The sequence below is a fragment of the Psychrosphaera ytuae genome, from assembly GCF_017638545.1.
GTDB lineage: Bacteria > Pseudomonadota > Gammaproteobacteria > Enterobacterales > Alteromonadaceae > Psychrosphaera > Psychrosphaera ytuae.
Map to the genome: position 1 here is coordinate 1,723,006 of NZ_CP072110.1, position 24,746 is coordinate 1,747,751.

General features: G+C 40.4%; 32 protein-coding genes. 23 read left to right on the forward strand and 9 right to left on the reverse strand.

Going from position 1 to position 24,746, the window contains the following annotated elements; translation table 11 throughout:
• Positions 1-11 precede the first annotated feature (11 nt).
• A complete protein-coding gene (locus J1N51_RS07570) occupies positions 12-983 on the reverse strand; it encodes an integron integrase (RefSeq protein ID WP_208829978.1) in 972 nt (323 codons plus the stop codon).
• Between the two features lie 338 nt (positions 984-1,321).
• On the opposite strand from J1N51_RS07570, the gene J1N51_RS07575 reads away from it, so the two are divergent.
• The 6 genes from J1N51_RS07575 (at position 1,322) to J1N51_RS07600 (ending at position 4,859) form a co-directional block, all read left to right on the forward strand.
• Entirely contained in the window at positions 1,322-1,762 is a 441-nt protein-coding gene (locus tag J1N51_RS07575) for a hypothetical protein (RefSeq protein WP_208829980.1), read from the forward strand.
• A 124-nt stretch (positions 1,763-1,886) separates the two neighbouring features.
• Positions 1,887-2,150, forward strand: a complete 264-nt coding sequence (locus J1N51_RS07580; RefSeq protein WP_208829982.1) for a hypothetical protein — start codon at positions 1,887-1,889, stop codon at positions 2,148-2,150.
• A 117-nt stretch (positions 2,151-2,267) separates the two neighbouring features.
• Entirely contained in the window at positions 2,268-2,696 is a 429-nt protein-coding gene (locus tag J1N51_RS07585; RefSeq protein ID WP_208829984.1) for a hypothetical protein, read from the forward strand.
• A gap of 620 nt (positions 2,697-3,316) precedes the next feature.
• Entirely contained in the window at positions 3,317-3,757 is a 441-nt protein-coding gene (locus J1N51_RS07590) for a hypothetical protein (protein ID WP_208829980.1), read from the forward strand.
• A 119-nt stretch (positions 3,758-3,876) separates the two neighbouring features.
• Complete coding sequence (locus J1N51_RS07595) at positions 3,877-4,296, forward strand: hypothetical protein (protein WP_208829986.1); 420 nt, start codon at positions 3,877-3,879, stop codon at positions 4,294-4,296.
• Positions 4,297-4,439: 143 nt separating this feature from the next.
• The gene (locus J1N51_RS07600; protein ID WP_208829988.1) at positions 4,440-4,859 is read left to right on the forward strand and encodes a GFA family protein; all 420 of its coding nucleotides are present in this window, start codon (positions 4,440-4,442) and stop codon (positions 4,857-4,859) included.
• A gap of 42 nt (positions 4,860-4,901) precedes the next feature.
• On the opposite strand, the gene J1N51_RS07605 is transcribed toward J1N51_RS07600, so the two are convergent.
• On the reverse strand, positions 4,902-5,177 hold the full coding sequence (locus J1N51_RS07605; RefSeq protein ID WP_208829990.1) for a type II toxin-antitoxin system RelE/ParE family toxin: 276 nt from the start codon (positions 5,175-5,177) through the stop codon (positions 4,902-4,904).
• Positions 5,178-5,179: 2 nt separating this feature from the next.
• Positions 5,180-5,458 (reverse strand): type II toxin-antitoxin system RelB/DinJ family antitoxin, encoded by a 279-nt coding sequence (locus J1N51_RS07610; protein WP_208829992.1) that lies wholly within the window; start codon positions 5,456-5,458, stop codon positions 5,180-5,182.
• A gap of 175 nt (positions 5,459-5,633) precedes the next feature.
• Between J1N51_RS07610 and J1N51_RS07615 the strand changes: the two genes are divergently transcribed.
• The 5 genes from J1N51_RS07615 (at position 5,634) to J1N51_RS07635 (ending at position 8,898) form a co-directional block, all read left to right on the forward strand.
• Positions 5,634-6,233 carry a CPBP family intramembrane glutamic endopeptidase gene (locus J1N51_RS07615; protein WP_208829994.1) on the forward strand — a complete coding sequence of 200 codons (600 nt, stop codon included), beginning with the start codon at positions 5,634-5,636 and terminating at the stop codon, positions 6,231-6,233.
• 102 nt (positions 6,234-6,335) lie between these two features.
• Complete coding sequence (locus tag J1N51_RS07620) at positions 6,336-6,815, forward strand: hypothetical protein (RefSeq protein ID WP_208829996.1); 480 nt, start codon at positions 6,336-6,338, stop codon at positions 6,813-6,815.
• Between the two features lie 494 nt (positions 6,816-7,309).
• On the forward strand, positions 7,310-7,660 hold the full coding sequence (locus J1N51_RS07625) for a hypothetical protein (RefSeq protein ID WP_208829998.1): 351 nt from the start codon (positions 7,310-7,312) through the stop codon (positions 7,658-7,660).
• An 82-nt stretch (positions 7,661-7,742) separates the two neighbouring features.
• Positions 7,743-8,339 carry a hypothetical protein gene (locus J1N51_RS07630; RefSeq protein WP_208830000.1) on the forward strand — a complete coding sequence of 199 codons (597 nt, stop codon included), beginning with the start codon at positions 7,743-7,745 and terminating at the stop codon, positions 8,337-8,339.
• Between the two features lie 16 nt (positions 8,340-8,355).
• Positions 8,356-8,898: a hypothetical protein gene (locus J1N51_RS07635; RefSeq protein WP_208830002.1), complete on the forward strand. Its 543-nt coding sequence runs from the start codon at positions 8,356-8,358 to the stop codon at positions 8,896-8,898.
• A gap of 38 nt (positions 8,899-8,936) precedes the next feature.
• Here the strand turns inward: J1N51_RS07635 and J1N51_RS07640 are convergent, their stop codons facing one another.
• A complete protein-coding gene (locus J1N51_RS07640) occupies positions 8,937-9,944 on the reverse strand; it encodes a pirin family protein (protein ID WP_208830004.1) in 1,008 nt (335 codons plus the stop codon).
• Positions 9,945-10,152: 208 nt separating this feature from the next.
• Here J1N51_RS07640 and J1N51_RS07645 point away from each other — a divergent pair, with 208 nt between their 5' ends.
• The 7 genes from J1N51_RS07645 to J1N51_RS07675 all read left to right on the forward strand — a co-directional run bounded on the left by J1N51_RS07645 (position 10,153) and on the right by J1N51_RS07675 (position 14,609).
• Entirely contained in the window at positions 10,153-10,656 is a 504-nt protein-coding gene (locus J1N51_RS07645) for a hypothetical protein (protein WP_208830006.1), read from the forward strand.
• 37 nt (positions 10,657-10,693) lie between these two features.
• Positions 10,694-11,749, forward strand: a complete 1,056-nt coding sequence (locus J1N51_RS07650; RefSeq protein ID WP_232842765.1) for a serine hydrolase domain-containing protein — start codon at positions 10,694-10,696, stop codon at positions 11,747-11,749.
• A gap of 17 nt (positions 11,750-11,766) precedes the next feature.
• Complete coding sequence (locus J1N51_RS07655; RefSeq protein ID WP_208830010.1) at positions 11,767-12,168, forward strand: ACT domain-containing protein; 402 nt, start codon at positions 11,767-11,769, stop codon at positions 12,166-12,168.
• 52 nt (positions 12,169-12,220) lie between these two features.
• Positions 12,221-12,856, forward strand: coding sequence for a thiol:disulfide interchange protein DsbA/DsbL (locus J1N51_RS07660; RefSeq protein WP_208830012.1), 636 nt, complete (start codon positions 12,221-12,223; stop codon positions 12,854-12,856).
• A gap of 116 nt (positions 12,857-12,972) precedes the next feature.
• Positions 12,973-13,320 carry a zinc ribbon domain-containing protein YjdM gene (locus J1N51_RS07665; RefSeq protein ID WP_208830014.1) on the forward strand — a complete coding sequence of 116 codons (348 nt, stop codon included), beginning with the start codon at positions 12,973-12,975 and terminating at the stop codon, positions 13,318-13,320.
• Positions 13,321-13,353: 33 nt separating this feature from the next.
• Positions 13,354-13,962, forward strand: a complete 609-nt coding sequence (locus J1N51_RS07670) for a MarC family protein (RefSeq protein WP_208830016.1) — start codon at positions 13,354-13,356, stop codon at positions 13,960-13,962.
• Positions 13,962-14,609, forward strand: a complete 648-nt coding sequence (locus tag J1N51_RS07675) for a hypothetical protein (RefSeq protein WP_208830018.1) — start codon at positions 13,962-13,964, stop codon at positions 14,607-14,609. The genes J1N51_RS07670 and J1N51_RS07675 overlap by 1 nt, the downstream gene beginning before the upstream one ends.
• 57 nt (positions 14,610-14,666) lie before the next feature.
• On the opposite strand, the gene J1N51_RS07680 is transcribed toward J1N51_RS07675, so the two are convergent.
• The gene (locus tag J1N51_RS07680) at positions 14,667-16,631 is read right to left on the reverse strand and encodes an alpha/beta hydrolase family protein (protein ID WP_232842766.1); all 1,965 of its coding nucleotides are present in this window, start codon (positions 16,629-16,631) and stop codon (positions 14,667-14,669) included.
• A 102-nt stretch (positions 16,632-16,733) separates the two neighbouring features.
• Positions 16,734-17,282: a hypothetical protein gene (locus J1N51_RS07685; protein WP_208830020.1), complete on the reverse strand. Its 549-nt coding sequence runs from the start codon at positions 17,280-17,282 to the stop codon at positions 16,734-16,736.
• Here J1N51_RS07685 and J1N51_RS07690 point away from each other — a divergent pair.
• From J1N51_RS07690 to J1N51_RS07705, 4 genes are all read left to right on the forward strand, one after another.
• Positions 17,266-17,607 (forward strand): ATP-binding cassette domain-containing protein, encoded by a 342-nt coding sequence (locus J1N51_RS07690; protein WP_208830022.1) that lies wholly within the window; start codon positions 17,266-17,268, stop codon positions 17,605-17,607. The genes J1N51_RS07685 and J1N51_RS07690 overlap by 17 nt on opposite strands.
• Before the next feature lie 35 nt (positions 17,608-17,642).
• Complete coding sequence (locus tag J1N51_RS07695) at positions 17,643-18,326, forward strand: RDD family protein (RefSeq protein WP_208830024.1); 684 nt, start codon at positions 17,643-17,645, stop codon at positions 18,324-18,326.
• Positions 18,327-18,470: 144 nt separating this feature from the next.
• The gene (locus tag J1N51_RS07700) at positions 18,471-18,998 is read left to right on the forward strand and encodes a cytochrome b (protein ID WP_208830026.1); all 528 of its coding nucleotides are present in this window, start codon (positions 18,471-18,473) and stop codon (positions 18,996-18,998) included.
• Between the two features lie 50 nt (positions 18,999-19,048).
• Positions 19,049-20,152, forward strand: coding sequence for a M28 family metallopeptidase (locus tag J1N51_RS07705; RefSeq protein ID WP_208830028.1), 1,104 nt, complete (start codon positions 19,049-19,051; stop codon positions 20,150-20,152).
• Positions 20,153-20,192: 40 nt separating this feature from the next.
• Here J1N51_RS07705 and J1N51_RS07710 read toward each other — a convergent pair whose 3' ends face one another.
• Genes J1N51_RS07710 through J1N51_RS07720 form a run of 3 tightly spaced genes read right to left on the reverse strand, consistent with a single transcriptional unit; the run spans position 20,193 to position 23,207 of the window.
• A complete protein-coding gene (locus J1N51_RS07710) occupies positions 20,193-21,218 on the reverse strand; it encodes a cytochrome d ubiquinol oxidase subunit II (RefSeq protein WP_208830030.1) in 1,026 nt (341 codons plus the stop codon).
• 24 nt (positions 21,219-21,242) lie between these two features.
• Complete coding sequence (locus J1N51_RS07715; protein ID WP_208830032.1) at positions 21,243-22,604, reverse strand: cytochrome ubiquinol oxidase subunit I; 1,362 nt, start codon at positions 22,602-22,604, stop codon at positions 21,243-21,245.
• A 45-nt stretch (positions 22,605-22,649) separates the two neighbouring features.
• Entirely contained in the window at positions 22,650-23,207 is a 558-nt protein-coding gene (locus J1N51_RS07720) for a GbsR/MarR family transcriptional regulator (RefSeq protein ID WP_408635899.1), read from the reverse strand.
• A 290-nt stretch (positions 23,208-23,497) separates the two neighbouring features.
• On the opposite strand from J1N51_RS07720, the gene J1N51_RS07725 reads away from it, so the two are divergent.
• Positions 23,498-24,712, forward strand: a complete 1,215-nt coding sequence (locus J1N51_RS07725) for a glycerophosphodiester phosphodiesterase family protein (RefSeq protein WP_208830036.1) — start codon at positions 23,498-23,500, stop codon at positions 24,710-24,712.
• Positions 24,713-24,746 lie beyond the last annotated feature (34 nt).

A 24,746-nucleotide genomic window follows, 5' to 3' on the forward strand; every position in this document is an offset into this window, starting at 1 on the left:
TACACAAATATTTAGATTCCTAAAACTTGGTCTACCGGACTTCGGGCACCTGACGAATGTTGTCCAATCACATGGGTGTAGATTTGCGTTGTTCTTAAATCACTGTGGCCCAACAATTCCTGTACCGTTCTAATATCCGCTCCAGAAAGCAGAAGTTGTGTTGCAAATGAATGACGAAATGTATGCGCAGTCACGTGTTTTTTAATTCCAGAACTCAACACTGCCTTGCGTAGCGCTTTAGCCAATGCAGACCAATGAATATGATGCCTGCACACGTAACCATCGTACGGGTGGATACACCGATTACGCGACGGGAAAAGATATTGCCACTTAATTTGAGTTATCGCTGAAGGATACTTTCGAATTAGACTCGGTGGTAGGCTTGTTCTTCCCTCACCTTCAACAATGTCTTTTTGGTGTATCTGCTCGACCCGTTCAACTTGCCGCCTTAACCTTTCGACTAAAGAGACGGGGAGCATTGTCGTGCGATCTTTACTGCCTTTGCCTCGAAAAACAAAGACTGAGCCAAGTTCAAAATCAATATCTTTGACACGCAAAGCCAATAGCTCTGCTTTTCGCAATCCGCAGCCATATAACATTGAAAACATTAAGTGATACGGCTCTTTCATTTGATTGATGATAAGCATCGCTTCTTGGTTCGATAACACGGTTGGCAATCGCTTAGGCGCCTTGGCTCTGATCGTGTTGTCCAAAAGTGTTAGCTCCTTTTTAAATACATGTTTGTACATAAAAACAATGGCACACAAGGCTAAATTTTGGGTAGATGCTGTTACTTGTCTCTCTACGGCAAGATGCGTTAAAAATGCACTCACCTCTTGCTCACCCATTTCCCCAGGATGACGCTTTTTGTGAAACAAAATAAAACGTTTAATCCAGGTTAAATATGCTTTTTCAGTTTGAATACTGTAATGCTTTGTTCGCAAAATTTGGCGAACGTTTTCCATAAACGGAGAATGTCCCATTGCGGCTCCTTGTTTTTATTTTGAGTATGAAAAAAGAAACCAAACTGGCAAATGAAACTAGACCTCACCCAAAACCAAACGGGCGTTATTTAGAAGTGACAGTAAAAACAGGACTTACGGAAATTAAGATTATAAGTAGCTGACTTTACTACAAAAGAACACCATCAATTCTTGGCGTTACTGAGACTTCGAAGTAATAATGGTGGTCAGTAATGTAGTTAAGGTTGAGAAAATTCTATCCTTTTGTAATTGGGCCAACTTTGTGTAAATATTTGGAAAAGAAACGTGGGGGCATTATCAAGACTTCCACATAATATATTGTTATATGCCAAAGTAACATGCAAAAATGGTCTGACATAAAAAAAGAATTCGAAGCAGATGGCTCATTGAGAGATATTTACATTTCTCCGACTAATGAAGCCATATGGGATGAATTTATCGAATTAATTGCTAATTCATCGTATAAGACAGAATTTTTTCACAATGATAAATCGATCTCATTTCCAATAGCTTTTAGTCGTATCAAAGAACTACAGTTTTCGAATCCAACTATTCTTCATATATGGATTGGATCGAAGATCCAAGTTAATTGTCATTTTTTCACCGAAGAAGAAATAGAACTAGACATTTCCCCTTTAGATGTTCCCGATGAACAAAGCTACACCATGCTGCAAGAGTTTATGTTTTGGCTTTCATCTTCATTACGGTTAAGTGTGAAACTTACCCACGAGGGCAGTCCAGACATGCTAATTTGTGAAGTATTCAACAATGGCATATAACAAGGCGCTTAACACGTGTAGCACTGCGTGCCACACTGGGACAGTAACGCAGCGGCGCTTCGCTATTATGCCGCTACGTTACTGCCCGTTAGCTTAACGTTATATGCCTAAGGAATATTGAGCATTGGAAGATTTAGCAGATAGTTTTTTTAAGGGGATAGCTAGAGCAATTGGCTGGCTTTTCGTGGATCTTATTTTTAACTTTGTGTTTTATTATATCGGCTGGCCAATATGTAAATTGGTCTCTTTCGGTAAATATCCCAAGCCCGTTAATTATGATTATCTCCATACCGAAAACCGTCAAGGCTTATTATGTAGTTTTGTGGGTTTCTTTGCTTGCTTGTTACTTTTTATTGGTTGGGTAAACTTATCAGGTACAGGCATATAACAAGCCGCTTCAGAGACGACAATTAACTTCTGGTTAGTGTTATTGTCGCAAGCTCCAAGTTTAACACTAACCAAACATTGCTCCTGAGCGGAGCGTTATACGAACACGGAGCGTGGTGTGAATCTTGAACATAGAATAATCCCATACATTAATTTCTCTGAAAAATGGTTTACTAAATTTTCACTGTTATGGTGTTCTATTTCGCTCTGCATAGGGTTGGTTACAGTGAATGATTTAGCCTTAGTAATTGCGGCACCTATCATGACTGTTTTCATGTATTTCGCCGCAATCGTTATAGTTTCACTTGTGATAGGCTTTCAACGAGTAAATCCTTTTAACTCACCTAAATCTAATTTTGTAAAATATGCAATTTTGCTTTGTTGGGGATTCGGTATTTTTGGATTCATTAATTTTTTGTTTACAGGTATATTTCAAACAACAGAGTTCGAAAACTCCAATTATTTCATAATCGTGGGATCAGTATTTCCATTAGGGGCTTCAGTAGGTGCTGCTAAAGAATGGAGTAAATTCTTAGCTAGTAGTTAAAGTTCGTATAACAAGTCGTTCAAAAGGACAAAAAACAGTTGGCTTTTGCTCCTTCGTCGCTAATTTTAGCCAACTATTTTATTGCCTCTTAACGAGGCGTTATACATTCTCGAGGTATAGGTTATTTTTATTAAAGCGATAAAGAGCCAACTTAACCTGAAACCACATTTTTATGAGAAGTCAGCGAAAGTTGGAACTTCCGGATGTATTTTGGGAGCATTTATAACTTATTTATTGTTTATAAACGCTCTACCATTGTTCGGAGTAGGCCTTGATATCCCGTTGAAGGAGTATAGCGACAAAATCGTGTATTCAGTTTTTGGTTTTGGCATCCTGTTACTGTTTTGCTGCATATATTTATGTTGTTCGCTTTGCGCAGCAATCTATTTCTTCCCAATGGTAAAGCGTGGGAATTTAGAGTCGGAAGATTATTTCAATATTGTTTTCAAAAGTCAGTATCCGACTCATTGGCAGCGAATGTAAAGAACCGAATGTATAACAAACCACTCAAGGCTCTCGCTTCGCTCGCTGGGACGCTAAGACATGGGCTGCGTCACTTCGTTCCTAATTTTAGCCCATGTGTTATCGCCCCTTAGTGGGGTGTTATATGCCAAAGTAACATGCAAAAATGGTCTGACATAAAAAAAGAATTCGAAGCAGATGGCTCATTGAGAGATATTTACATTTCTCCGACTAATGAAGCCATATGGGATGAATTTATCGAATTAATTGCTAATTCATCGTATAAGACAGAATTTTTTCACAATGATAAATCGATCTCATTTCCAATAGCTTTTAGTCGTATCAAAGAACTACAGTTTTCGAATCCAACTATTCTTCATATATGGATTGGATCGAAGATCCAAGTTAATTGTCATTTTTTCACCGAAGAAGAAATAGAACTAGACATTTCCCCTTTAGATGTTCCCGATGAACAAAGCTACACCATGCTGCAAGAGTTTATGTTTTGGCTTTCATCTTCATTACGGTTAAGTGTGAAACTTACCCACGAGGGCAGTCCAGACATGCTAATTTGTGAAGTATTCAACAATGGCATATAACAAGGCGCTTAACACGTGTAGCACTGCGTGCCACACTGGGACAGTAACGCAGCGGCGCTTCGCTATTATGCCGCTACGTTACTGCCCGTTAGCTTAACGTTATACATATAAGGAAAGTCATGCGATTACTTTTGCTTTTAGGTTTACTCCAAAGCTCGTTTGCTTTCTCAAACCAAGTTGAAATTTTTGATGTCGAAATCGAGCTTCCTAATTATTGCAAGTTATTAGTTGACCCTTCGGTAAAAATTAAAAACCACGTTCGATATATTTGTGACTCGTATGGGCCTGTTAATCAAAGCTATTTTGTTACTTTTGATAAGCCCGACAACGTAGAATTTAAGACTGCAAGCCCTCTTCAGAAGATGGTGTCAAAAAGTACAAAAAGTTATTCTTCTTTCGACTTCTATGGGTATGTTTATGAGAGAGAAAATGGCAATGGAAGTTTGCATGCCAATTACTTTTGCAGTGAAGAGTTATGTTTGAGTATAGTTGGGACTACAAGTGCACTAGGTGACTCTGTACTCAAACAGTTGCAATAGTATGTATAACAAGAGCCTTAATTCGCTCGCAAGCTCGCTCGGACAATTAATAATGGGCTATTGTCGCTGGGCTCTATATTTTAGCCCATTATTAATTGCCGTTTAGGCGAGTGTTATGTGTAATCGAAAGAAAGGAGGCTTTTATGGCGAATAAACATCGAGGTTCATGCCTTTGTGGTAGTGTGAAGTATGAGCTTTTAGGTGAGTTCCAGTCTTTCTTTTTATGCCATTGTACTCGTTGCCAAAAGAGTACAGGCTCGGCTCATGGTGCAAATTTGTTTGCTAAAGCTGGCACCTTAACTTGGTTAAACGGTGAAAGTGATGTCAGAACGTATAAGCATCCAAATTCATTTCATGCAAAAAGTTTTTGTTCAAAATGCGGGTCTGCAATCCCAACGTTTGCAGAAAGTATTAACAGCGTAATGGTTCCGGCTGGTAGCCTCGATAGTCCAGTTCCAATTCCGCCTACTGCAAAAATCTTTGTTGGTAGTAGTGCTCAATGGTCTATGAAATTGTGTGATGTACCTAGTTACGAAAGGCTTCCAGAACAAGCTAAGAGCTAAACACATAACAAAGCGTTCAAGCGGCGTTAGCTGCCTAAAGCCTCAACCTGGAAATTTTTGCTTCATGTGAAGCACTCTCATTACTCTTATATTTTTTCCGTCGGAGTAATATGAAACGATCATTGATATTTCAGGAATTATTAACAAGCGCCCCTCTATGCCTTCTCGCTCGACTCCCATTTCAGGTTGCAGCAACAGGCCTTCCACATTTTTTTCAATAGTATCATCGGTTGCTTCTGCGGCTAATGGGTTAAACTCGTACAAAAATTCAAATACTTTTTCTCGGTCAATCAGCGATTGCTCTTCCCAATAAATCACAATTAATCCCGAAGTCTAATTTTTGCTTTCCGTTCTGCCATAGACTCCTTAGCAGCTTCATGAGTAACAAACTTGGTGTTCCCTGTTTCTAGCTTTTCAAACGCTAAATTAACCTGCTCCGACAGCCAAGTGTCATGAGATAACTTTTGACGTTGCTGCTCAGCCAATTGCTCTGTAAGCTCTCGACAAGCGTCACTAATAGTTCGCCCCTGGCTCTCTGCCATTTGTTGCGCTAGCCTTTTGACTTCTTCATCGATTCTGAATTGAATTCGAGTATCCATAACCACCTCGCAATCATGTTTGTGCCTACATCTGTACTCACAGGTTAATCAAAGACAACTAACAAGTCAATTGATTGTGATTAGTTAAGTTTGTCGATTTTTATTGCAAACGGCGCAAAAAAACTGCCAAACTGTCTCACACATTATTGAAGCGTTTTGTACTAAAAGGACTTTTATGCAATCTATTAATAATCAAACTGTAAAAATAATCTCATCGATAATCTTGGTCCAAGGAGGTATTTTACTTTTTTGGTATTTTACATCTGACAATTTTTTTGCCTCGTTTGGCTTCTCTACATTAGCAAATGTGAATTTTTTGGCATGGGTGACCGCTGCTTTGGTAGTCGCTCTATATGCATGGGGGGCAGCAAGTATATCTACAGTGCGCGAGCACATGTTTAAGCTTAATGGATTAAAATACTTGGCTCTACTAGGAGCAATTGTGTCTGGAATCTTTGAAGAATTAGTATTTCGTAAACTATTAATGGATTATCTTCAAGAACAAGGACATGGTAATTTCATACAAGTTATAGTTTCAGGTTTAGCATTTGGACTTGCTCATTTAGTCTGGGGTGGTAAGGCTTTATCAGCAGCTATTAATGCAACTTTTTACACTTTTTTCTTGGGCGCTGGACTTGCTCTTGTCTACATAATCAGTGATAGAAACTTAGCTATTTGCATTGTTGCTCACACATTAGTAACTGGTTTAATAGAACCTGGGCTAATAAAGTCAGCGTTATTAGACAAGCTGGGATATTTTAAAGAACGTACATAACGAACAAATTATGACACTCATTGTCGATCGCTGGGACGTAAACACGCAGACAGCTTTGTCAATTTGCCAGGCTTCTCTTTACACCAACTTAAAGGAGATAAAGTGAAATACTTTATTTTAGTCATATCATTAATTTCGTCTGTCGCTCTGTGTGAACAACCAAGTCATGACTCATTCACTATTTCTTCTTTTAGTTTTAAAGAGCCATGGGAGCATTATAAAGCTTCAATTTTTAGTGACGGAACGACGGTTCTTATTATAGAAAACGATGCTAATGTAAGCCGAACTTACAAAATCGAAAATAAATCAGATACTTTCTCAGAGCTTCTGCAGATATTGGACAACTATCAATTCATGGAGTTTGCAGATAACTATGGTATGAATCCAGAGGGAATGGACCCACAATGCAAAGAAGAATGGAGCCACAGTGGTTACAGTATTCTAACGCTTCAATATTCAGGTCAACAAAAAACAGTACGAATAAATCATGGCTGCAAAGGGTTCAAAAGAGAAGATGAATTTAAAATCCTTTCCAACAGCGTAAAAAATACAATGGGTTTAATGAGCTATGTTGGCACATAGTGAATCATTTGAAAAATACTCGTCACGGCGTGCACGAATTCATTCGCCACATAGTTTAGCATGCCTAAACTCACTTCTTAATCAAGCGTTAGAAATCCAGGGTGTATTTTGAACATGTCATTCATTTTAAAAAGAGTAAGTGGAGCGCCTCTTGGGCTTACAGTAACGTTTTTGTTACTACCAACATTACTAATTGGTTTACTGAATTTCACTCAACGAAAAAAAATCAAACTGCATTTTCCCATTACAATTCTCAATTGGTTTTGGGCTTTATTCTGTTCCAACGGTTTGTTGACATACCTATTTAATTTTACGTCCGATAAATGGGTTGTGGAGAATTACTTAATGGTCTCTGTAATGGTGGCTGGTATTATAATTCCATTGTTTTTTATTGTTCGAAAGTATGTTTAGGGCATATGTAGTGAAACTAGACTATCAATCTTATACACTCGAATAGCTTTATCATGCGGAAGTAAGTTTAGATAAGGGAGCATATGTTCAAACGGATAGTTTTATTGTCATTTTTCTGCAGTTTTGGGTTATCCGCAAACGCTCAATATGAATGTCCAGTTTCAGGTATTTGGGATCACTCATCCAAACCTGCTCAACTATTTTTTGATTCAAACAAAGCTGAGATATCGGTTCACTCTCATGCCAACAATGCTGATGCGGTTGGTTCTGTCGTGATCAAAGATATTAAAATCGATAAGGCACAGCATAACTGGAGCGCCAAAATGTACAGTGCCGTTGAAAACTCTTATGTTACGGTTCAAGTCAGACCCAAGGGATGTAATCAACTGTCTGTTTACTTCCAAGGTGAAGAAGTTTTAAAGTTGTTGAGGTAATCAACACATAACAATGCGTTAATTAAGGTTCGTCACGGATAGCCTAACGCCTCTATATTTTTCGTTCGTCAAAAGGATTGAAATGTTTTACGTAATACTTACTGTTGTTCTTTGTTTTCTTGGTGCTTTCACGTTTGTACCTATATTTAAAAGTGTTATTGAACGGTATAATGTTGGAGTTAACTTTTTTCTAACTCTTGTTGCGACGTTAGTGGGAGTATTATTAGCGATTTCGATAACAAATTACGAAGCAGAACAAAAAGAAAAACAAGATGTAATTAAGCTGTTAAAGTCATCCATCTCATCGGTGCAGACATGTTATGAATACAGTGCGGAGTTAATAGAATATTTTAATGAACTGCCAAAAGAAGATGAGCTGAAAACCGATTTCTATATAAAAAACCCACCACCATACCCAGAGTACTTGGATACTTTTTTGACACAGAATATCGTCAGCAAAAATCTATCAGGGACGACACTGAGTGACCTAAACGAGTATTTAATTAACCTTAAAAGAAGTCGTACATTAAACGCGCCTCTTTATCTCAAGTTGTTAGAACAAACTTTAAAACTTTTAGAATTAGAGGTCACTTACCAAAAAGGCCATATTAATGAAGCTCAATTGGATATAGAGTTAAGTGCTTTAGATGACGTTTTGACTAGTACATGGACACGATGACAGGAGTTAGATACCAATGAAAGCAATTAAATATATATCGTTAGTCTTAGTTAGCAGTTTGATTGTACTGGCGCTTTCTTATGAAAAAATTATCTCAGGTGTCTTGTTGCCTCAGTATATTAATTGGGCGCATAAAATAGACCAAAAAGGACAGGAGATTGGTACTCCATTGACTCAAAACGAACTAACTCTAGCCACAGAGATAGGCATTGAGCACCCCGAAAAAGTAAGAATAATTTACGTGGATGAAGTTCCCTATCCGTATGAAAACTTTGCCTTAAAGGTATTTGGTGAGGCTGTCGGGCTAGTTGGTGAAGGGATAATTAATAATGCACAGGTTTTTGGTTATTCGATATATTCTCGTAAGGACTTCAAGTTAAATAGACCTAAATTAGCTCATGAACTAGTACACGTATTACAAATTGAAAGAGCAAGTCTAGATGAAGTAGTCACCCAGCATTTTTCTGATATGGCAAAGTATGGATACGACCGCGCTCCTTTAGAAGTAGAGGCTTCCCAAGCAAATAAAAAATACAGTGACGATTGGCCACAAAACTAATTATTAGCAACAATCCGGGTTAGGACAACAACTCTAATTTATTTTTCTTCAGTAGTGCCATCTATATAGCGAGCAAAACGTCCTTTTGCTTCGGTGTGAACAGGCTCACTTGAAGGCCATGGCCAACCTCCGAATTGATCTTGACGATAATCAGCAAAAGCTTGATGGATCTGTTCGGCGCTATTCATCACAAATGGACCGTGTTGTACGACCGGCTCATTGATAGGGCGACCTTGAAGCAATAAAAGCTGCACGGGGGTTTCTGAAGCAGCAACCGTTACCTTTGTGGATGCTGAAACACGGGCCCCGTGGTTTAGCTTAAGTAAAGTATCGTTTAGATGTGCATTTCCACCCTCAAACAAATACAACACTCGATTCACGGTTTCATTACATATCGGCAATGAAAACTGTCCTCCAGCAGGGATCTTTATGTGCCAGACTGCAACATGATTATCAGGGTTATTTGCCCAAGAAGCCGGTGGTGGTGCAGGGGCTTTGTGCCCGTTTAGCTCACCTGCGATAACTTTTATCGCGCTGGTACTGCCCTCTTCTTGGACTTCAACAATTGGGATATCTTCTTGCCATAACATAGTGAAATGCGGTGGCACCATTTTATTGTTTGAAGGTAAATTTAACCAAATTTGAAACAACTCTAGCGGGTTGCCACGTTCGGTATTGAGCAGTGGAAACATCTCCGAGTGTTGGATCCCCTTTCCCGCTGTCATCCATTGCGTATCACCGCCCCCGTAGCGCCCAGCTGCACCTAATGAATCAGCGTGGTCGACCAAACCTTCGTTTACCACTGTGATGGTTTCAAAGCCTCGATGAGGATGGCCAGGAAATCCTGGGACTTTGTCTCCGTGGTACATGTTCCATCCGTCTTTCCAGGCAAAATCTTGACCTTTTACACGTCCAGCAAGCGAAGCGTCAGGACCAAAATGTCCGTTGCCTTTGGGAAAACGGTCATTGTGAAATACACAAAATAAAAACGGATCAAATGTTTGCCACGGAAAGCCCAAAGGAAAAGTTTGTAACACTGCGCTCATGGTATCTCCTAAGATTCATGCAGTTTGTTATGTAAGATAGTATTAAATGTGCAGAGTAATGACTATACCTAAGAGGTAGAGATAAAGTTCAGTGTTTACCTAAGTTAAATAACTGGTTACAACCCATTGGTTGCACTCACTTTAATTTTCATTATAGTCAATAATCAATGGCCACCGATTGGCCTCTCACATTGCAAAAGGAAGTACTTTGAAAAAAAGCATCATACTGTTAAGCCTTATTCCCTTTCATTGTTTTTCAGAGGGTTTTGCTCTAGACCGAGACTACTCCGTGGGTGCTGGTATCGGTGCTATGTATAACGGGGTTGGCGTAAACGTTGCTCGTTCGACTTACACCGATTTAGGGTATGTAGCCGCAGGTTGCACATCATATAGCACGATTAGTGGTTCAAGTTGTGGATTGAGTGTCGGCTGGATAAAAACCGATTTGTTTAGTGCGGACTCAAACAAACACGGTTTTGGCTTGTACGCTGGTAAATTAGATGAAGAAAATTACACTAGTTACACTCTTACTAACCAAGGCAGGGTTTACTACCAACACGATAAAGACATTTACGGTGCAGGTGTGAGCTATACCTATTTCACCAATGGCATTAATCGACCAGGGCCAACTTATGGTATTTCGGTCCATACCACCAATGCAGAATTTAAGAGCCGTTATGCTGGTTTTTTACAGGTTGGATATCAGTTTTAATTACCGTAATTAAAACGCTCTCTATTTAGGTATGCCATTGAACAATAATCAAAAAAAACAAACACCACTGTTAATCTTTCGAACCCTATTATTCATTGGAACCGCTGTTTCGTTGTTTTTTGTACCTTGGATTTTAGTTAAGGCTTGGATTTTGCCATTACCTAATTCTGTTCAACAGCAAGTTGATGAGATTGTTGATTACGGATTTGATGGCGTTATCGTCTATGTTGACCAAGCCGGTAAACCTCCTGCTTTTTATACCGCAGGATGGAAAGATAAACATCTAAAAACACCTGCCGATCCTCATTCACTTTTTAAGATTGCCAGTATCAGTAAGCTCTATGTGGCCGTCTCTATCGCTAAACTCGCGCATCAACAGTCATTATCTTTAGATGACACGGTTGCTGATTATTTTCCGGAGTTAGTCGGAAAAATTGAGTACGCTGAACTCATCACCATCAAAATGTTAGTCAGTCACAGAAGCGGTATTCCCAACTTCACTGACAATCCTGAATTTTGGCAAAATGAACAATTAAATGGCCAAGATCCGCTGCCATTTGCCCTTGCCCTGTCTACCAGTTTCAAGCCTGACGAAGATTACGAATACTCTAATACTAATTACTATTTACTACGCCAAATCATCGAAAAGGTAACTGGGAAAGATCACAACCAGTACATCAAACAAGAAATATTGATCCCACTGGGGTTAAACAATACCTTCGCCTCCATTAAAGACGTCAAATTAGATGAGGTGATGAGCGGCTATTACGTTGGTATCGATGCAGATTTTAAAGAAAATGAAAACGGCATGTTAGCGACTGCCGAAGACGTGGGCCGGTTTATTCGTGCGCTTAACGATGGTTCGGTATTTAAGCCTGGCGAAAGAGCCATTTATGATCAAATTTATGAGTATGAACACGGCGGTCTAGTACCTGGTTACCAAAGCCTTGCCGAATATCATAAAAATAGTGATACTGTGGTCGTTCAGTTTATGAACACCACGGACTTTGAGGGCTACCATTGGAATTTGTCACAAATCTTTATGGGACGTATTGAAAAAATAATCGAACGCGAACGTACTCAATCGCAATAATTATAAAGGCAGTCGTAATGACAGGTATCACAAACTTAACCACCCTATTGCAAACAATGAAGCCCGAATTGGCCACAACCGAATTTGTATTTTGTACGGTTGCAGATGAGTTAAGTCGATATTTAAACCTAGAACCAATTGCAACATTTCACGAAAAAGAGGGGCTAACCCTCGTATTAGAAAAGCATCAAGCTCAACAAGCGAGTTTGCCTTTTGAAGGAGTGTTTCAAAAGATCACGCTCAGCGTGCACTCAAGTTTGGAAGCCGTTGGACTCACTGCAGCAGTGGCCGCACAGCTGACAAAATATGGGATCAGTGCAAACATAATCGCGGCTTATTATCACGATCATATTTTTGTTCCCAAAGAAAAAGCGACCCAAGCTATGGTCGCACTAAAAGAATTGAGTAACGACGCTTAACAAAACGCGTTATTTAATCTATCCATATTTACAACCATTACAAGGAAGTCCCATGCAAGGTGTTTTTTTTAGTTTGGCATTAATTTTATCGTCGTTATTGGTAAACCCAGTGCAAAGCGCGGAATTTAAAAAAGGCCAACACTACAATCAATTGCAACAACCTATTAGCTCAAAGTCAGAAGTCATTGAGTTTTTCTCGTTTTATTGCCCTGCTTGTTATCGTCAAGAGTCAGTAATGAAGACGATTAAACAATCTCTGCCAAAGCACGTGCCTTTTGTAAAAAATCACGTCGATGGTATGCCCGGGCGTAACGTAACGGATGAACAGCGCCTAACGAGAGCACTCATTGCGGCAAACAAACTTGAAGTCAGTGAAAAAGTTGTTCCTGCTATTTTTGAAGGTATTCACCAGTCACGTAAAAAAGCGTTTTCAGACGATGAGATAAAAGCGCTATTTGTTGAAGCTGGCATCGCAGCTGATAAATTTGATAAAACCATCAACAGCTTTGCGATAAAAGCCCACACTAAAAAAATGCAAAAAAACACAGTGGCAATCCGTTCACTTGGCTACTCTGGTGTCCCTACACTTGTAATACACGGTAAGTATGTACCAAATATCAAAGCCCTAAAGTCGTTTGAGGAATATGTCGAACTTGTGGTGTTTTTGGCAAACAAAAAGACTGATTAATCTCGATTAGTCGATTGTCCTATGGTTTTCGATGAGTCGAACGTGAATTTAACGTTCGATTCATCTGGGGTTTAGATCTACAATAAGCTCATTATTTAAAGAAAGAAGTAACGACTATGACCCTACCTCCTTGCCCTAGCTGCCAATCTGAATATACATATCAAGACCAAGACCTAGTGATTTGCCCAGAATGTGGTTACGAATGGAATCCAGAAGAAGCTGCAGCTGAAGACAACATCACAGCGAAAGACGCCAACGGCACTGAGCTTGAAGCTGGTGACAAGGTTACTTTTATCAAAGATTTAAAGGTAAAAGGCAGTTCATTAGTATTAAAGATTGGGACTAAAGCAGTAATACGTCGCATTGTTGAAGGTAAAGACCATCAATTAGATTGCAAAGTATCTGGCGCTGGTGAGATGATGATCACAGCGGCGTTTGTAAAGAAGTCGACGCTAAATAACTAAGGCCTATCCACTGAATAAATTAGGGGTATCGATATGATTGATTTTTTGGCCGTTTTTATCGTATTTTTTGCGGTCATTGATCCTATCGGTACAGTTCCTGTTTTTATCGCTGTTACCAAAAATTTCGATGAAGTTGGCAAACGCAAAATTGCTATTATTGCTTCTTTTGTCGCAGCACTTATTTTGTTGTTTTTTGCGGTTGTTGGTGAGTTATTACTAACGGCGATGGGTATTCCGCTACCTGCTTTTCAAATTGCAGGTGGTGTTGTTCTATTTATCTTTGCCATCACAATGATCTTTGGTGAGAGTAAGCCCGAGGAAGAGGTTAGAATTGCCGAAGCGCATCACGAAACTGCCATTTTTCCGCTGGCAGTTCCCTCAATTGCTGGCCCTGGTGCGATGTTAGCGTGTGTACTTATGACCGAAAACTCGCGCTTTAATACGTGGGAGCAAATTCAAACGGTTTCAATGATGCTGGCTGTTTTACTCATCAATCTGATTTTGATGTTGATCGCTTCTAAAGTGCACCGAATCATTGGTAACGCTGGTGCTAGTGTTATCAGCCGGGTGATGGGATTGATTTTGGCATCCGTTGCCGTGACCAACCTATTGTCGGGAATCACAACCTACTTCAAGCTCTGATGCACATAGTAATCCTCAGTGATATTTTCGGTCATACCGATGCACTAAGTCATTTAGCCGAGCAACTACAGAATGGGCTTGAAGCAAAGCAAGCTGTAACCTCCTTTGCAATTTTAACTCCCTATAAAGATACCGCTGTTGAAGAAACTCCAACCTTTAACAAGGAAGCCGAGGCATACGAGTACTTTGTAGAACACAGCTCTATCGATGAGTACTCGCAGTTATTAGCGTCATATTTAGACGACATTACCCAAACAGATGTTGTCCAAGCACATACAACCATTTGTATTATTGGCTTTAGTGTTGGAGCTTCAGCGTTGTGGTCTTATGCTGGGACTTTTAATAATCAGGATAGGTCTTGTTTAAAAAGTACAAAAATATTGGGCTTTGGCTACTACAGTTCACAAATCAGAAAAATGACCGACTTATCTCCGTCGTTTCCTTTAGAGTTTGTTTTTCCTAAACATGAACCTCATTTTTGTATCAAACAAGTCATCGAAAGCATTAAAACTAATCAAAATCCAACGTGTCGAATTGTCGACGCAGAACATGGTTTTATGAACCAATACTCGAATAACTTTGATGGTAACTTACTAGAACAAGAGTGCTTTTTGTTGATAGAAAAGTTATCGGCTTTAAAAGACTAAAAAACCGATGCGGTTAACATCGGTTTTTATTTAAAGTTTGAGTGTTTTTATTTCGGATTAAAGCTCTAAGTGCTCATCCAAAAAGCTGATCACTTTTTTGTAGTATTTAGTTCTGTGCTCTGGTTTGTAAAAACCATGGCCCTCATCTTCCAATAACTCATATACGTAAGGGTGATCTGCTGCTTTTAACGCATCGATTAGCGATTCAGCTTGCTCAATTGGTGCTCGCTCGTCATCACCACCGTGGACTATCAACACTGGTGCTTTTAGCTTATCGATGTTGTGAACTGGTGAATACGCTTTTAACACATCTTCATTTTCTCCGAGAACACGCTCTAGGTATTTTTGACCACTTCGACGTGTTGCAACATCCCCTTCCTCGTACATCATTGGCATATCGTAAACACCTACGACACCAATAGCACACTTGAACAAATCAGGCTCCATGATTGAGCTTTGTAATGCTGAGTAACCACCAAAGCTCGACCCCATGATACAAATGTTATCTTTATCTGCGATACCTTGCTCAATTAGATACTTAGTGCCATCGATGATGTCTTTTTGAATTTTGTTACCCCATTGACGGAAGCCAGCTTGTTCGAAAGATGCCCCAAAACCACCCGAGCCTCTAAAGTTCACTTTAAGAACTGCTATACCGCGGTTTGCTAATAGCTGGGCTTCAGGATCAAACTCCCACCAGTCTCTGACACCATGTGGGCCGCCGTGTGGCATTACTACAAGCGGTAAGTTCTTATGCTCTACCCCTTGCGGCAAGGTGACATAACCATAAACTTTAATTCCATCACGTGTAGTAAAGTCAATTGGTTTTACTTCAGCCATAAGCTTAGTGTCTATCGATTTACGTGCTCTAAACAAGAAGGCTAATTCATTACTTTCACCATTGAATAAGTAAAAAGCACCAGGATTAGAACCACTAAAGGCGTAAACAATCGACTTATTATTGTCGACGGTTGAGCTCACAATGCGAACCTGATCACCACCTAAAGCACCCAGTAGGCCTTTAAGACGTTTTGCCAGAGTGTGTTTTGGCTTTATAAATGCAAATGTAGGATAACCTGACTCCAATTCTACTGCGTATAATTCACGGGTAGTTTTATCAAGCCATAATTTACTCGGTGAGACAGTGTCGTCTTGGAATATTTTGTTTATTTTGCCCGACTCTAGATTCAGCTTAAAGATACCCGAAGGCTCGCCCTGCAGTGATGCATTTACGTATAAGTTTTTACCAGACTCGTCGAAGGCGATTGGACTTAATGTTGCAATTCCATCAGGTAGCTCTAACTCTTTCCAGTCTTTATTCTCAACACCTCGAGTAAAAACCTGTAGGTTAATGGCATCTTGTGACGACATTGCCACACGCACATTACCTTGACGGTCCGTCAAAAAGCCGCCTAAGCCCGCTGGTGAACTAGCAATTTTGCGACGTTTGCCTGAGCGTACATTAACTTTGTATACCACCGTTGTTGGTTCTTTTGAGCTAGTCCAAGGGATTGTATAAACCAAAAGGTGATCTTCGTCATCGATTAGTGGATCCAGTACGTATGAAGTTCCGTCAACTGCCGTTGCTTTACGCAAACGAGTAAAGCCGGCTGCTTCGCCCTGATACCCAATTAAATAGCGACCTCGCGAACCATCAGCATTGATCGCGAATAACTCACCATAATAAAGAGGATGATCAGTCCACCCACGTAGGTATTGCTTTTCTAATACGATACGCTCTTCATTTACCCAGTGGTAATCACCAACTTGTGCGTTACGGGGAAAGGCAACCGTATTGATAATTTGGTAATTCTTTAAATCAAGAATATAAAGGTTGCGACGACCGTCTACTTCAGAAACTAGACTTAAGTATTTTCCTGTTGGAGAAATAGTAACCTGGTCGTAGTCAACGCCTCCACTAAAGAGCTCGACAGGTAAAAGTTTATTGGCAGAAACGGAGTTGCTAAAAACTGACAGGGATAACAAAAACCCTGACAAAACAATAAGATGGATTATTCTCAAAATAAGTCCCTTTATAAATTAAATTTTTGTGCGGTGGCACTATACCAGCTTAAAATTACTCTCTCTAGAAAATTACAAACTTAAATGTAACAAAAGTTTCTTTTATATAATCGGTACATCCAAACGTTCTGCGAGTAACACTCGAGTCGCATTAAGACCTTGATAAGGTGATAAATTGGCTATTAAAGCTCGATGTAATACGTCATTACTATTGTTTGACTGTAATGATTGAAGCAATAGCTCACAGGTTTGCTCCACTTGGTACTGGTGCTCCTTCGGTAAGTCGGAAGCTTGTTCTTTTAATTTAAAAATGAGTTGCTCTGGGGTTGGTGGGGGTTGTTCTGTGTTTGTTTGAGCTTGGCTTAACATGGCTGAAGAAACGACAGATTCTAAGTCAGATTCATTAAGGGCGCTAAGCGCACCATCTAAGGCTTTCGCTATTACTTTAGCGCACTGACGAGTGTCAAAAAACGCATTATCGACAGTGATCAACATACCGTACTCATGAAATGCACCATTGAGTAATGACACTATATCCATTTGCCATTTATCAATGCTTTCGCCATATACAGAGTGTAATAACAGGACTTGATTTTGATAGTAATCATTGCGGTAGTTTTGCAGCATCTCCATCATGTCTTCATTGAGCATTAACGACTCATCAAACGCGATGGCTTGGTTTGAAAAAAACAGCCGAAATCTAGACCTTGTTTTAACCGAAAAAATGCAACAGCTATCGGGTGGTGAACGCCAACGCCTAGCTTTAGCTCGTGCTGTATTGAGAAAGCCAAGCTTGTTAATACTTGATGAGCCAACCTCTGCACTCGACAAACAAACCGAAGGCGATATTATGAAGACCATCAGAGAACTCGCAAACAACACCATAGTGTTGCTTATTACCCATAATCCGTCTTTAATACACGACAGTGATGAGGTAATCACCATGGACTCGGGTCGACTGCACGCTCGAGACTAGACATATGAATAACAGCGATAAAGGAATGGACTCTAATGCATTTTCAACCGGATTATCAGTCATATAGTTATGACGAATTAGTAGATGCACGCCGTTATATAGACGTCGAAGCATATCCAGAGCGTACTGCACTATTAGACAAACTGATCAATGAGTTTGATCACAGTAAAGCTATAGCCTCAGACTCTCATGTAAATGAAGACAATCCATATAGCACATTACCTGCAAGAGTTGGCGCGCTAATAATTGACGCTATTTTATTATTATTCATCAGTTTTTTGTTAGGTCTGGTTATTGGGAATCAAGGTCTACTCCAGACCATAATCAATGCCGGAATATATATTATGTATCGCATCATTATGCATGGTCTGTACGGACAAACAGTGGGCAAAATGATGCTAAACCTAAAAGTCATGTCCTTTAAATCGAGTGATGAATCAGAAAACACAGATTCACTTCTCAACATGGATATCAAACAAGCAATGCTCAGAGAGATAGTTACTGTTGCCTTTAATATCGGGCTTATAGTGTTACTTGTTTTTAATATCGTATTTACTGGTCTATTTGGACAAACCTTTGACTGGCTTCTGTACATAATCGGAGGCATTACTATTTTAAATTTTGTTTGGTTTTTGAGCGACATCGGTGTGGCCTTCGCAAGTAAAAAAAGTCGAGCGTGGCATGACCTCATCGCTAACACAGTTGTAGTAAAAATCTAATGGTATTCTGCGATTGGCTTTGACAATAAAGCCCAGGTCAATTGTAGGTATTTTTTAGGAAATGAACGCAAAACCAGTGTCATGTCGTGATATCTCTAGTAAATTAGTGTTTTTGTTAATTACATAAAACTGGATTTAGCCACGATGACACCTGATAACCAATCGCGATATGGCACTGTAAGCCGAGTATTACACTGGGGTATGGCAGTGCTTTTATTATGGCAATTGATGAGCTCGGCTGCTCACTACTTTCTTGAAGATACCGCAATAGAAGCTTTTTTTTGGCCAACTCATAAGCCGCTTGGCTTTTTGTTACTTGTATTAGTGTTTATTCGCCTAATTTGGGCAGTAATAAATCTCGCCAAACGTCCTCCATCACTTACAAAAGCAGCCGCCGCTGGTCACTTGGCTCTTTATGGGTTTATGTTCATTGTGCCAAGCTTAGCTTTGCTACGTCAGTATGGCGCAGGTCGAGCATTTGAACCTTTTGGGCTTCCTGTATTTAGTGGCTTTGAAGGAGAAAAGATCAAATGGATGATTGACCTAGGCAGCGATTTTCACGGTGAACTTGGCTGGGCATTTTTTGCAGTAATTATTGGCCACATTAGTATGGCAGTCTGGCACAAATTTAAAGACACAGAACAAGATGTGCTACCTAGAATGTACAAATAAATAGCGACACTGTCGTATTTCAAATTTAATTAAACAGTAAGGAATCCATTGTGAAGGTATCTCGACTTTTAGTGAGCTTAACGAGTGCTTGCGGATTATTTATCAGCCAAGCGATATTTGCTACGTCTGCTCCAAGTATCAAAGTTGACCCAAATCAAACTTGGCAACACTTTGTCGAACTTGCGGACTTTATTGAGGACAAAGGTAAGCGAACAGCAGGCGCGCCACAAGAAAAGCAAATGGCCGATTGGATTGCCGCACAGTGGCAAAAGGCGGGACTCACTGCCACACGAATAGGTTTTGACTTTAAATTAAAGGACACTCCTCTAAGTTCCGAAAACCTGATTGTCACTCTTCCAGGAAAATCTGATAAAACGATTTTGATTGGTGCTCATTACGATTCGGTTGGTGATCACAATGGCTCATTGGGATTGATAGATAATGGTTCGGGAGTATCTGCACTCCTAACTTTGGCCCACACTTTAAAAGATCAGGCTTTACCTTATACCGTTAAATTGGTTGCCTTTGGTGCAGAAGAGCGTGGTTTAAAAGGCTCTAAAGCATATGTTCAGCAAGGTCTCGACGGTCATAAATCGATTGAGTTAGACAAGCTAGTAGCGATGATCAACTTAGACACGATTATTGGTGGTGATTACCTTTATGTGCACAGCGCCCATTCAACACCATACAAGTGTGATTTTTTGTCTAAGACAAATTACACCAGTGACACTAAGGTTCGCGATGGTTTGAAAACCGTTTCATCAAACTTGTTTGGCGATAAAGCTCATCAACTACACCAGCCGTTTGAAGGCTATCCTGAGGGAGAGACGGGCTCTTGGTCTGATCATTCACCCTTTGCTTGTGCTGGTATTCCAATTGGTTACCTAGAGGCAACTAACTTTGCAATTAATGGCAAACGAGGTAATGATGGCTACTCTCAAGTTGCTGACAAAGCCTATTGGACTTGTCTTGATACCGATAAGTTAACAGCTTGTGACCGCAAGTCTGAAAAAGCTTGGGGTGAAATTTGGCACACACAGTTTGACCGCGCCGATGCTTTGTTTCCTGTGATGAAAGAGCGTTTGCGTTCACAATTACAACAAAATATTCAGGTACTGGCTCAATTCTTAGTTGAAGCAGACCAGCACCTGTAATCTCATAACTCTATGTAATAGACGCTAAGGTACTCATTTATCAATAGTACCTTAGCTGCTCGGCCTTCCCAGAAAAGATCCGATACACCAAGAAGGTATAAGCCAAAATACATGGCACAACAAACACGACACCCACCAACAAAAAGCGCAGTGAATCGGCTGAGCTAAGCGATTGATAAATAGTTAATTGACCAGGAACGGCATATGGGAAATAGCTCATTGCTAAGGCCATGAACGACAATAAAAATACCAAGATCGCTATTAAAAACGGTAACCACTCTCCCTGAGCCGGTTCATTATCCGTCTGGCTGTTAGGTAGGCGACGTAATACGACACCGCATAAAACCAATAAAGAAAAGCAGATCAACGGAATCGCGCCTAAAAACAAACCACTTGGAGTACTCAACCAAAGATCTCTAACAAAATCATGCAGAGACAAGTTAGCCAAGCTCACCGCGATGATCCCTGCGCCTAGTACCCAAATCAACGTTTTGGCCCAAGCATACGCACGCAATTGTAAATCATGTTCGGTTTTTAAAATTAGCCAACACGCCCCTATAAACGCATAAGCTGCAGTCACGCCTAAGGCAGATAAAACAGCAAAGCCATGTGCCCAAATAGATGTCTCTAACCCCGTAACGTAAAGGCCCAGCATATAGCCTTGGGCAAGTGTTGTAATAAGCGACCCCGCCTTAAAACACTTATCCCAAATTGCTTTTTGGCCTTGTTTTACTTTGGCTCTAAAATCAAAAGACACCCCTCTCAATATTAAGCCTGCCAGCATAATGGTCGCTGGAATGTACAATGCCTGTAACACCAAGCTATGAGCAGTAGGAAAGGCAATCAACAGCAATCCAATTGCTAGTACTAGCCAGGTTTCGTTGGCATCCCAATAAGGGCCAATAGACGCAATCATCCGGTCTCGTTGCTCTTGATTATCACTCGGTAATAACACACCAACACCCAGATCATAACCATCCAAAATTGCGTACAACAATACCGACAACCCCAACAAGCCTATGTAGATGGTCGCGAGTTGTGATTCGGACAAAAATTCGAACGTCATTATTTTCTCCCAATTTATTAGCGCTTAAGCATTCGCGACGCGTTGTTTGTATTTACGGGCTTGCTCTCGTTCTTCTTGACTGATTTCTTCAATCTCGACAGAGCGACGGCACATCAAAAATAACGTTTTGATGTAAGCAACTAACAATACGGAATAAAGTGCCGCATATATCACAAATGAAAACCCAACATGCTCAGGAGGTAATTGGGTTACGGCATCTGAAGTTTTTAACACACCTGATACTAAATACGGCTGACGGCCTACTTCCGTCACATACCAACCAGCAAGGGTTGCTATCCAGCCGCTAAACGTCATCCAGACCAACCCTTTTTTAAGGTAATCAGGTAGCTCTTTACGAGTTATTATCTGAGCGCTCGACCACCATGCGACCAATAACATCAATATTCCCAGGCCAACCATAACTCTAAAGCTATAAAAAACCGGAGCAACGGGCGGATGTTCGCCAACAAATTCATTTAGCCCTTTGATCTCGCCGTCCAAGTCATGAGTCAGAATGAAGCTCGCGCCTTTAGGAATACCAATTTCGAAATGGTTAGTGCGATTAACTTCATCTGGGATAGCAAATAACAACAACGGAGCGCCCTGCTCAGTCTCCCAAACACCTTCCATTGCTGCGATTTTTTGAGGTTGATGCTTGAGAGTATTTAAGCCGTGTAAATCACCGACAAATATTTGAATTGGGATTAAAACGGCCGCCGCAAATACCGCTGTTTTTAGGGCTAGCTGCGGGGCTAATTTGTCGTCGCCTTTTAACATCCGATACGCAGATAAGCCCGCAATCAAAAAGCTCGCAGTCAGGCCTGAAGCCAACAACATATGACCGAGTCGATATGGGAATGATGGGTTAAAAATGATCGCACTCCAGTCCTTGGCATACACTACACCATCAATGATTTCGTGACCTTGTGGGGTCTGCATCCAGCTATTGAGAGACAATATCCAAAACGCTGAAATTGTCGTCCCCACAGCGACAATAAGTGCTGACAATGTATGCAACCAAGACGGCACGCGGTTAATGCCAAACAACATGATACCTAAAAAGGTGGCCTCCAAGAAAAATGCAGTAAGAACTTCGTATCCCAGTAGCGGGCCAGCAACGTTACCGACCTTTTCCATAAAGCCTGGCCAATTAGTCCCAAACTGAAACGACATGGTGACGCCACTGACTACACCGAGGGCAAAAGTCAATGCAAATACCCGAACCCAAAAACGATAAATCCGCATCCAAACAGGATGGCCACTCAAGTCATGGCGCAACTTAAAGTAAAACAAAAACCAGCCCAACGCGATGGTGATGGTCGGAAACAAAATATGGAAGCTGATATTGAGCGCAAACTGCAAGCGCGACAGCAAAAAGACGTCCATCTTAACTCCTTAGTGTTTAGTTAAGTTGCGGATTTTATGAGAATACTATTTATCGTTAGCGACTGATTTACCTGGCATCATTTTGTCTTTAAGTTCTAAAACTTTTCCTACTCCAGAGCCTAATCGCATTAATGTATTGAGTTTGTCAGGACCTAGGTGCTGTAACTCTTGTGACCAAGTGGTGACGTTTTCTAACAAATCGTGGATTTCAGTAAGCGTCTTTTGAGCTGCTACTTCTTGCTGGTTATCCGGTTGATCTAACAATAAGTCACGTAACAAACTCATGGTAGGGTCAATTTCACGCTTGCGTCGTTCTTCAAAGACTCGGTTTGCCAACTGCCAAATATCACCTGCGGGCACAAAAAACTCTTTGCGCTCACCCGGAACCGTGTGCAGTTTAACGAGTCGCCATGACTGTAACTCTTTTAACCCCATGCTGACATTTCCACGCGATATATTAAGGGCGTCTGCGATCTCTTGAGCCGACAATGGCTCATCGTGCAACACTATCAACGCCAACATTTGCCCTACAGTTCGATTGAACCCCCAACGCGATCCCATTTCGCCAAAATGCATAACGGCTGAAGTAACCATTGAAGACATTTGCATACTACACCTCAAAACATTTTAAACTTTCAGTATTTTCTGAAAGTTTAGATCTCATTTTGATTCAGATCAATCCTTTTTGTCTTTGTCATTTATTTTTCATATTGTGGTTACACACTTACGTTATTAACTCTCTTGTTAAACCGAGCCAGAACTTGAGGACTTAAGTTTGGAAATAAAAACTAAGATGTAAGAAATCAGGAACAATTACTAAGAACAATTACTAAGAACAATTACTAAGAACAATTACTAAGAACAATTACTAAGAACAAGCTCTAGGAACAAAAGTGACCACAAAAAATCCAACAACGACACTACTCGCTATCTTAGTGCCAATAACAGTATTGATGTTCAGCTCTTATGCTCAAGCCTTAAAGTCAAAATCAAAGTCAAATCCAGAGCGCATCGTTAACTTGATTCATTCAATGCCAAACAGTGAACTCAAAGAACAATTACTGGCATGTAAAAATAAGCCTTTGTCTCCACACCCTTTTTCGATAGGGCATAGAGGCGCGCCGTTGTTTTTGCCAGAACACACCCAACAAAGTTATGAGGCGGGCTTTAGAATGGGTGCGGCAACACTAGAATGTGATGTGACGTTTACTAAAGATAAACAGCTCGTGTGTCGGCATTCACAGTGTGACTTACACACGACGACCAACATATTACAAACACCACTTGCCAAGTCTTGTCGGCAGTCATTTAGCGCCGCAACTGAGCTAAATGATGCAAATGCTCAATGCTGCACAACTGATATTACTCTCGATGAGTTTTTGTCGTTACAAGGGCGTATGGACAAGGTTAACCTTAGAGCCAAAAGCATTAGTGAATACTTAATAGATTCACCTCAAGGTAAAGTGTTGAGCCACCAGCAGAGTATTGAGTTGTTCAAAAATCTAGGTGTAATGATGACACCTGAGCTTAAACAAGCGATACACAAACCAGCTTGGTTTTCGCAGTCTGCTTATGCAAAACAAATGATTGAAGAGTATTTAAAAGCCAACGTGCCATTATCTGATATATGGCCACAATCTTTCCACCTAGAAGACGTGCAATTTTGGTTGCACGAATACCCACAAATTCGTCAACAAATCATTTATTTAGACGGTCGTTATGAGCAAACTAATTTTGATCATAACGACCCTACCACTTGGTCTCCAAGTATGACGTCATTAAAAGAAATGGGGCTGAGTATCATTGCACCACCCATTTGGATGTTGCTCTCTCAAGAACAAACGCCCAAAGGCATTAAAATAGTCCCATCAGAATATGCTAAACAAGCCAAAGCCGCTGGTTTATCTATTATAACTTGGTCACTTGAACGCTCTGGCCCACTCTCTAAAGGTGGTGGTTGGTATTACAAATCTATCAATCCAGCTCTCAAGTATGACGGCCAAGTGTTTGATATTTTGGAAGTCCTAGCTAAAGATATAGGTGTCAAAGCGGTGTTTAGTGATTGGCCCGCCACCACAACCTATTACGCTAATTGCAGATTGAATTAAAAAACCAATTTGAGTCGCTTTGTCGTTACTATCA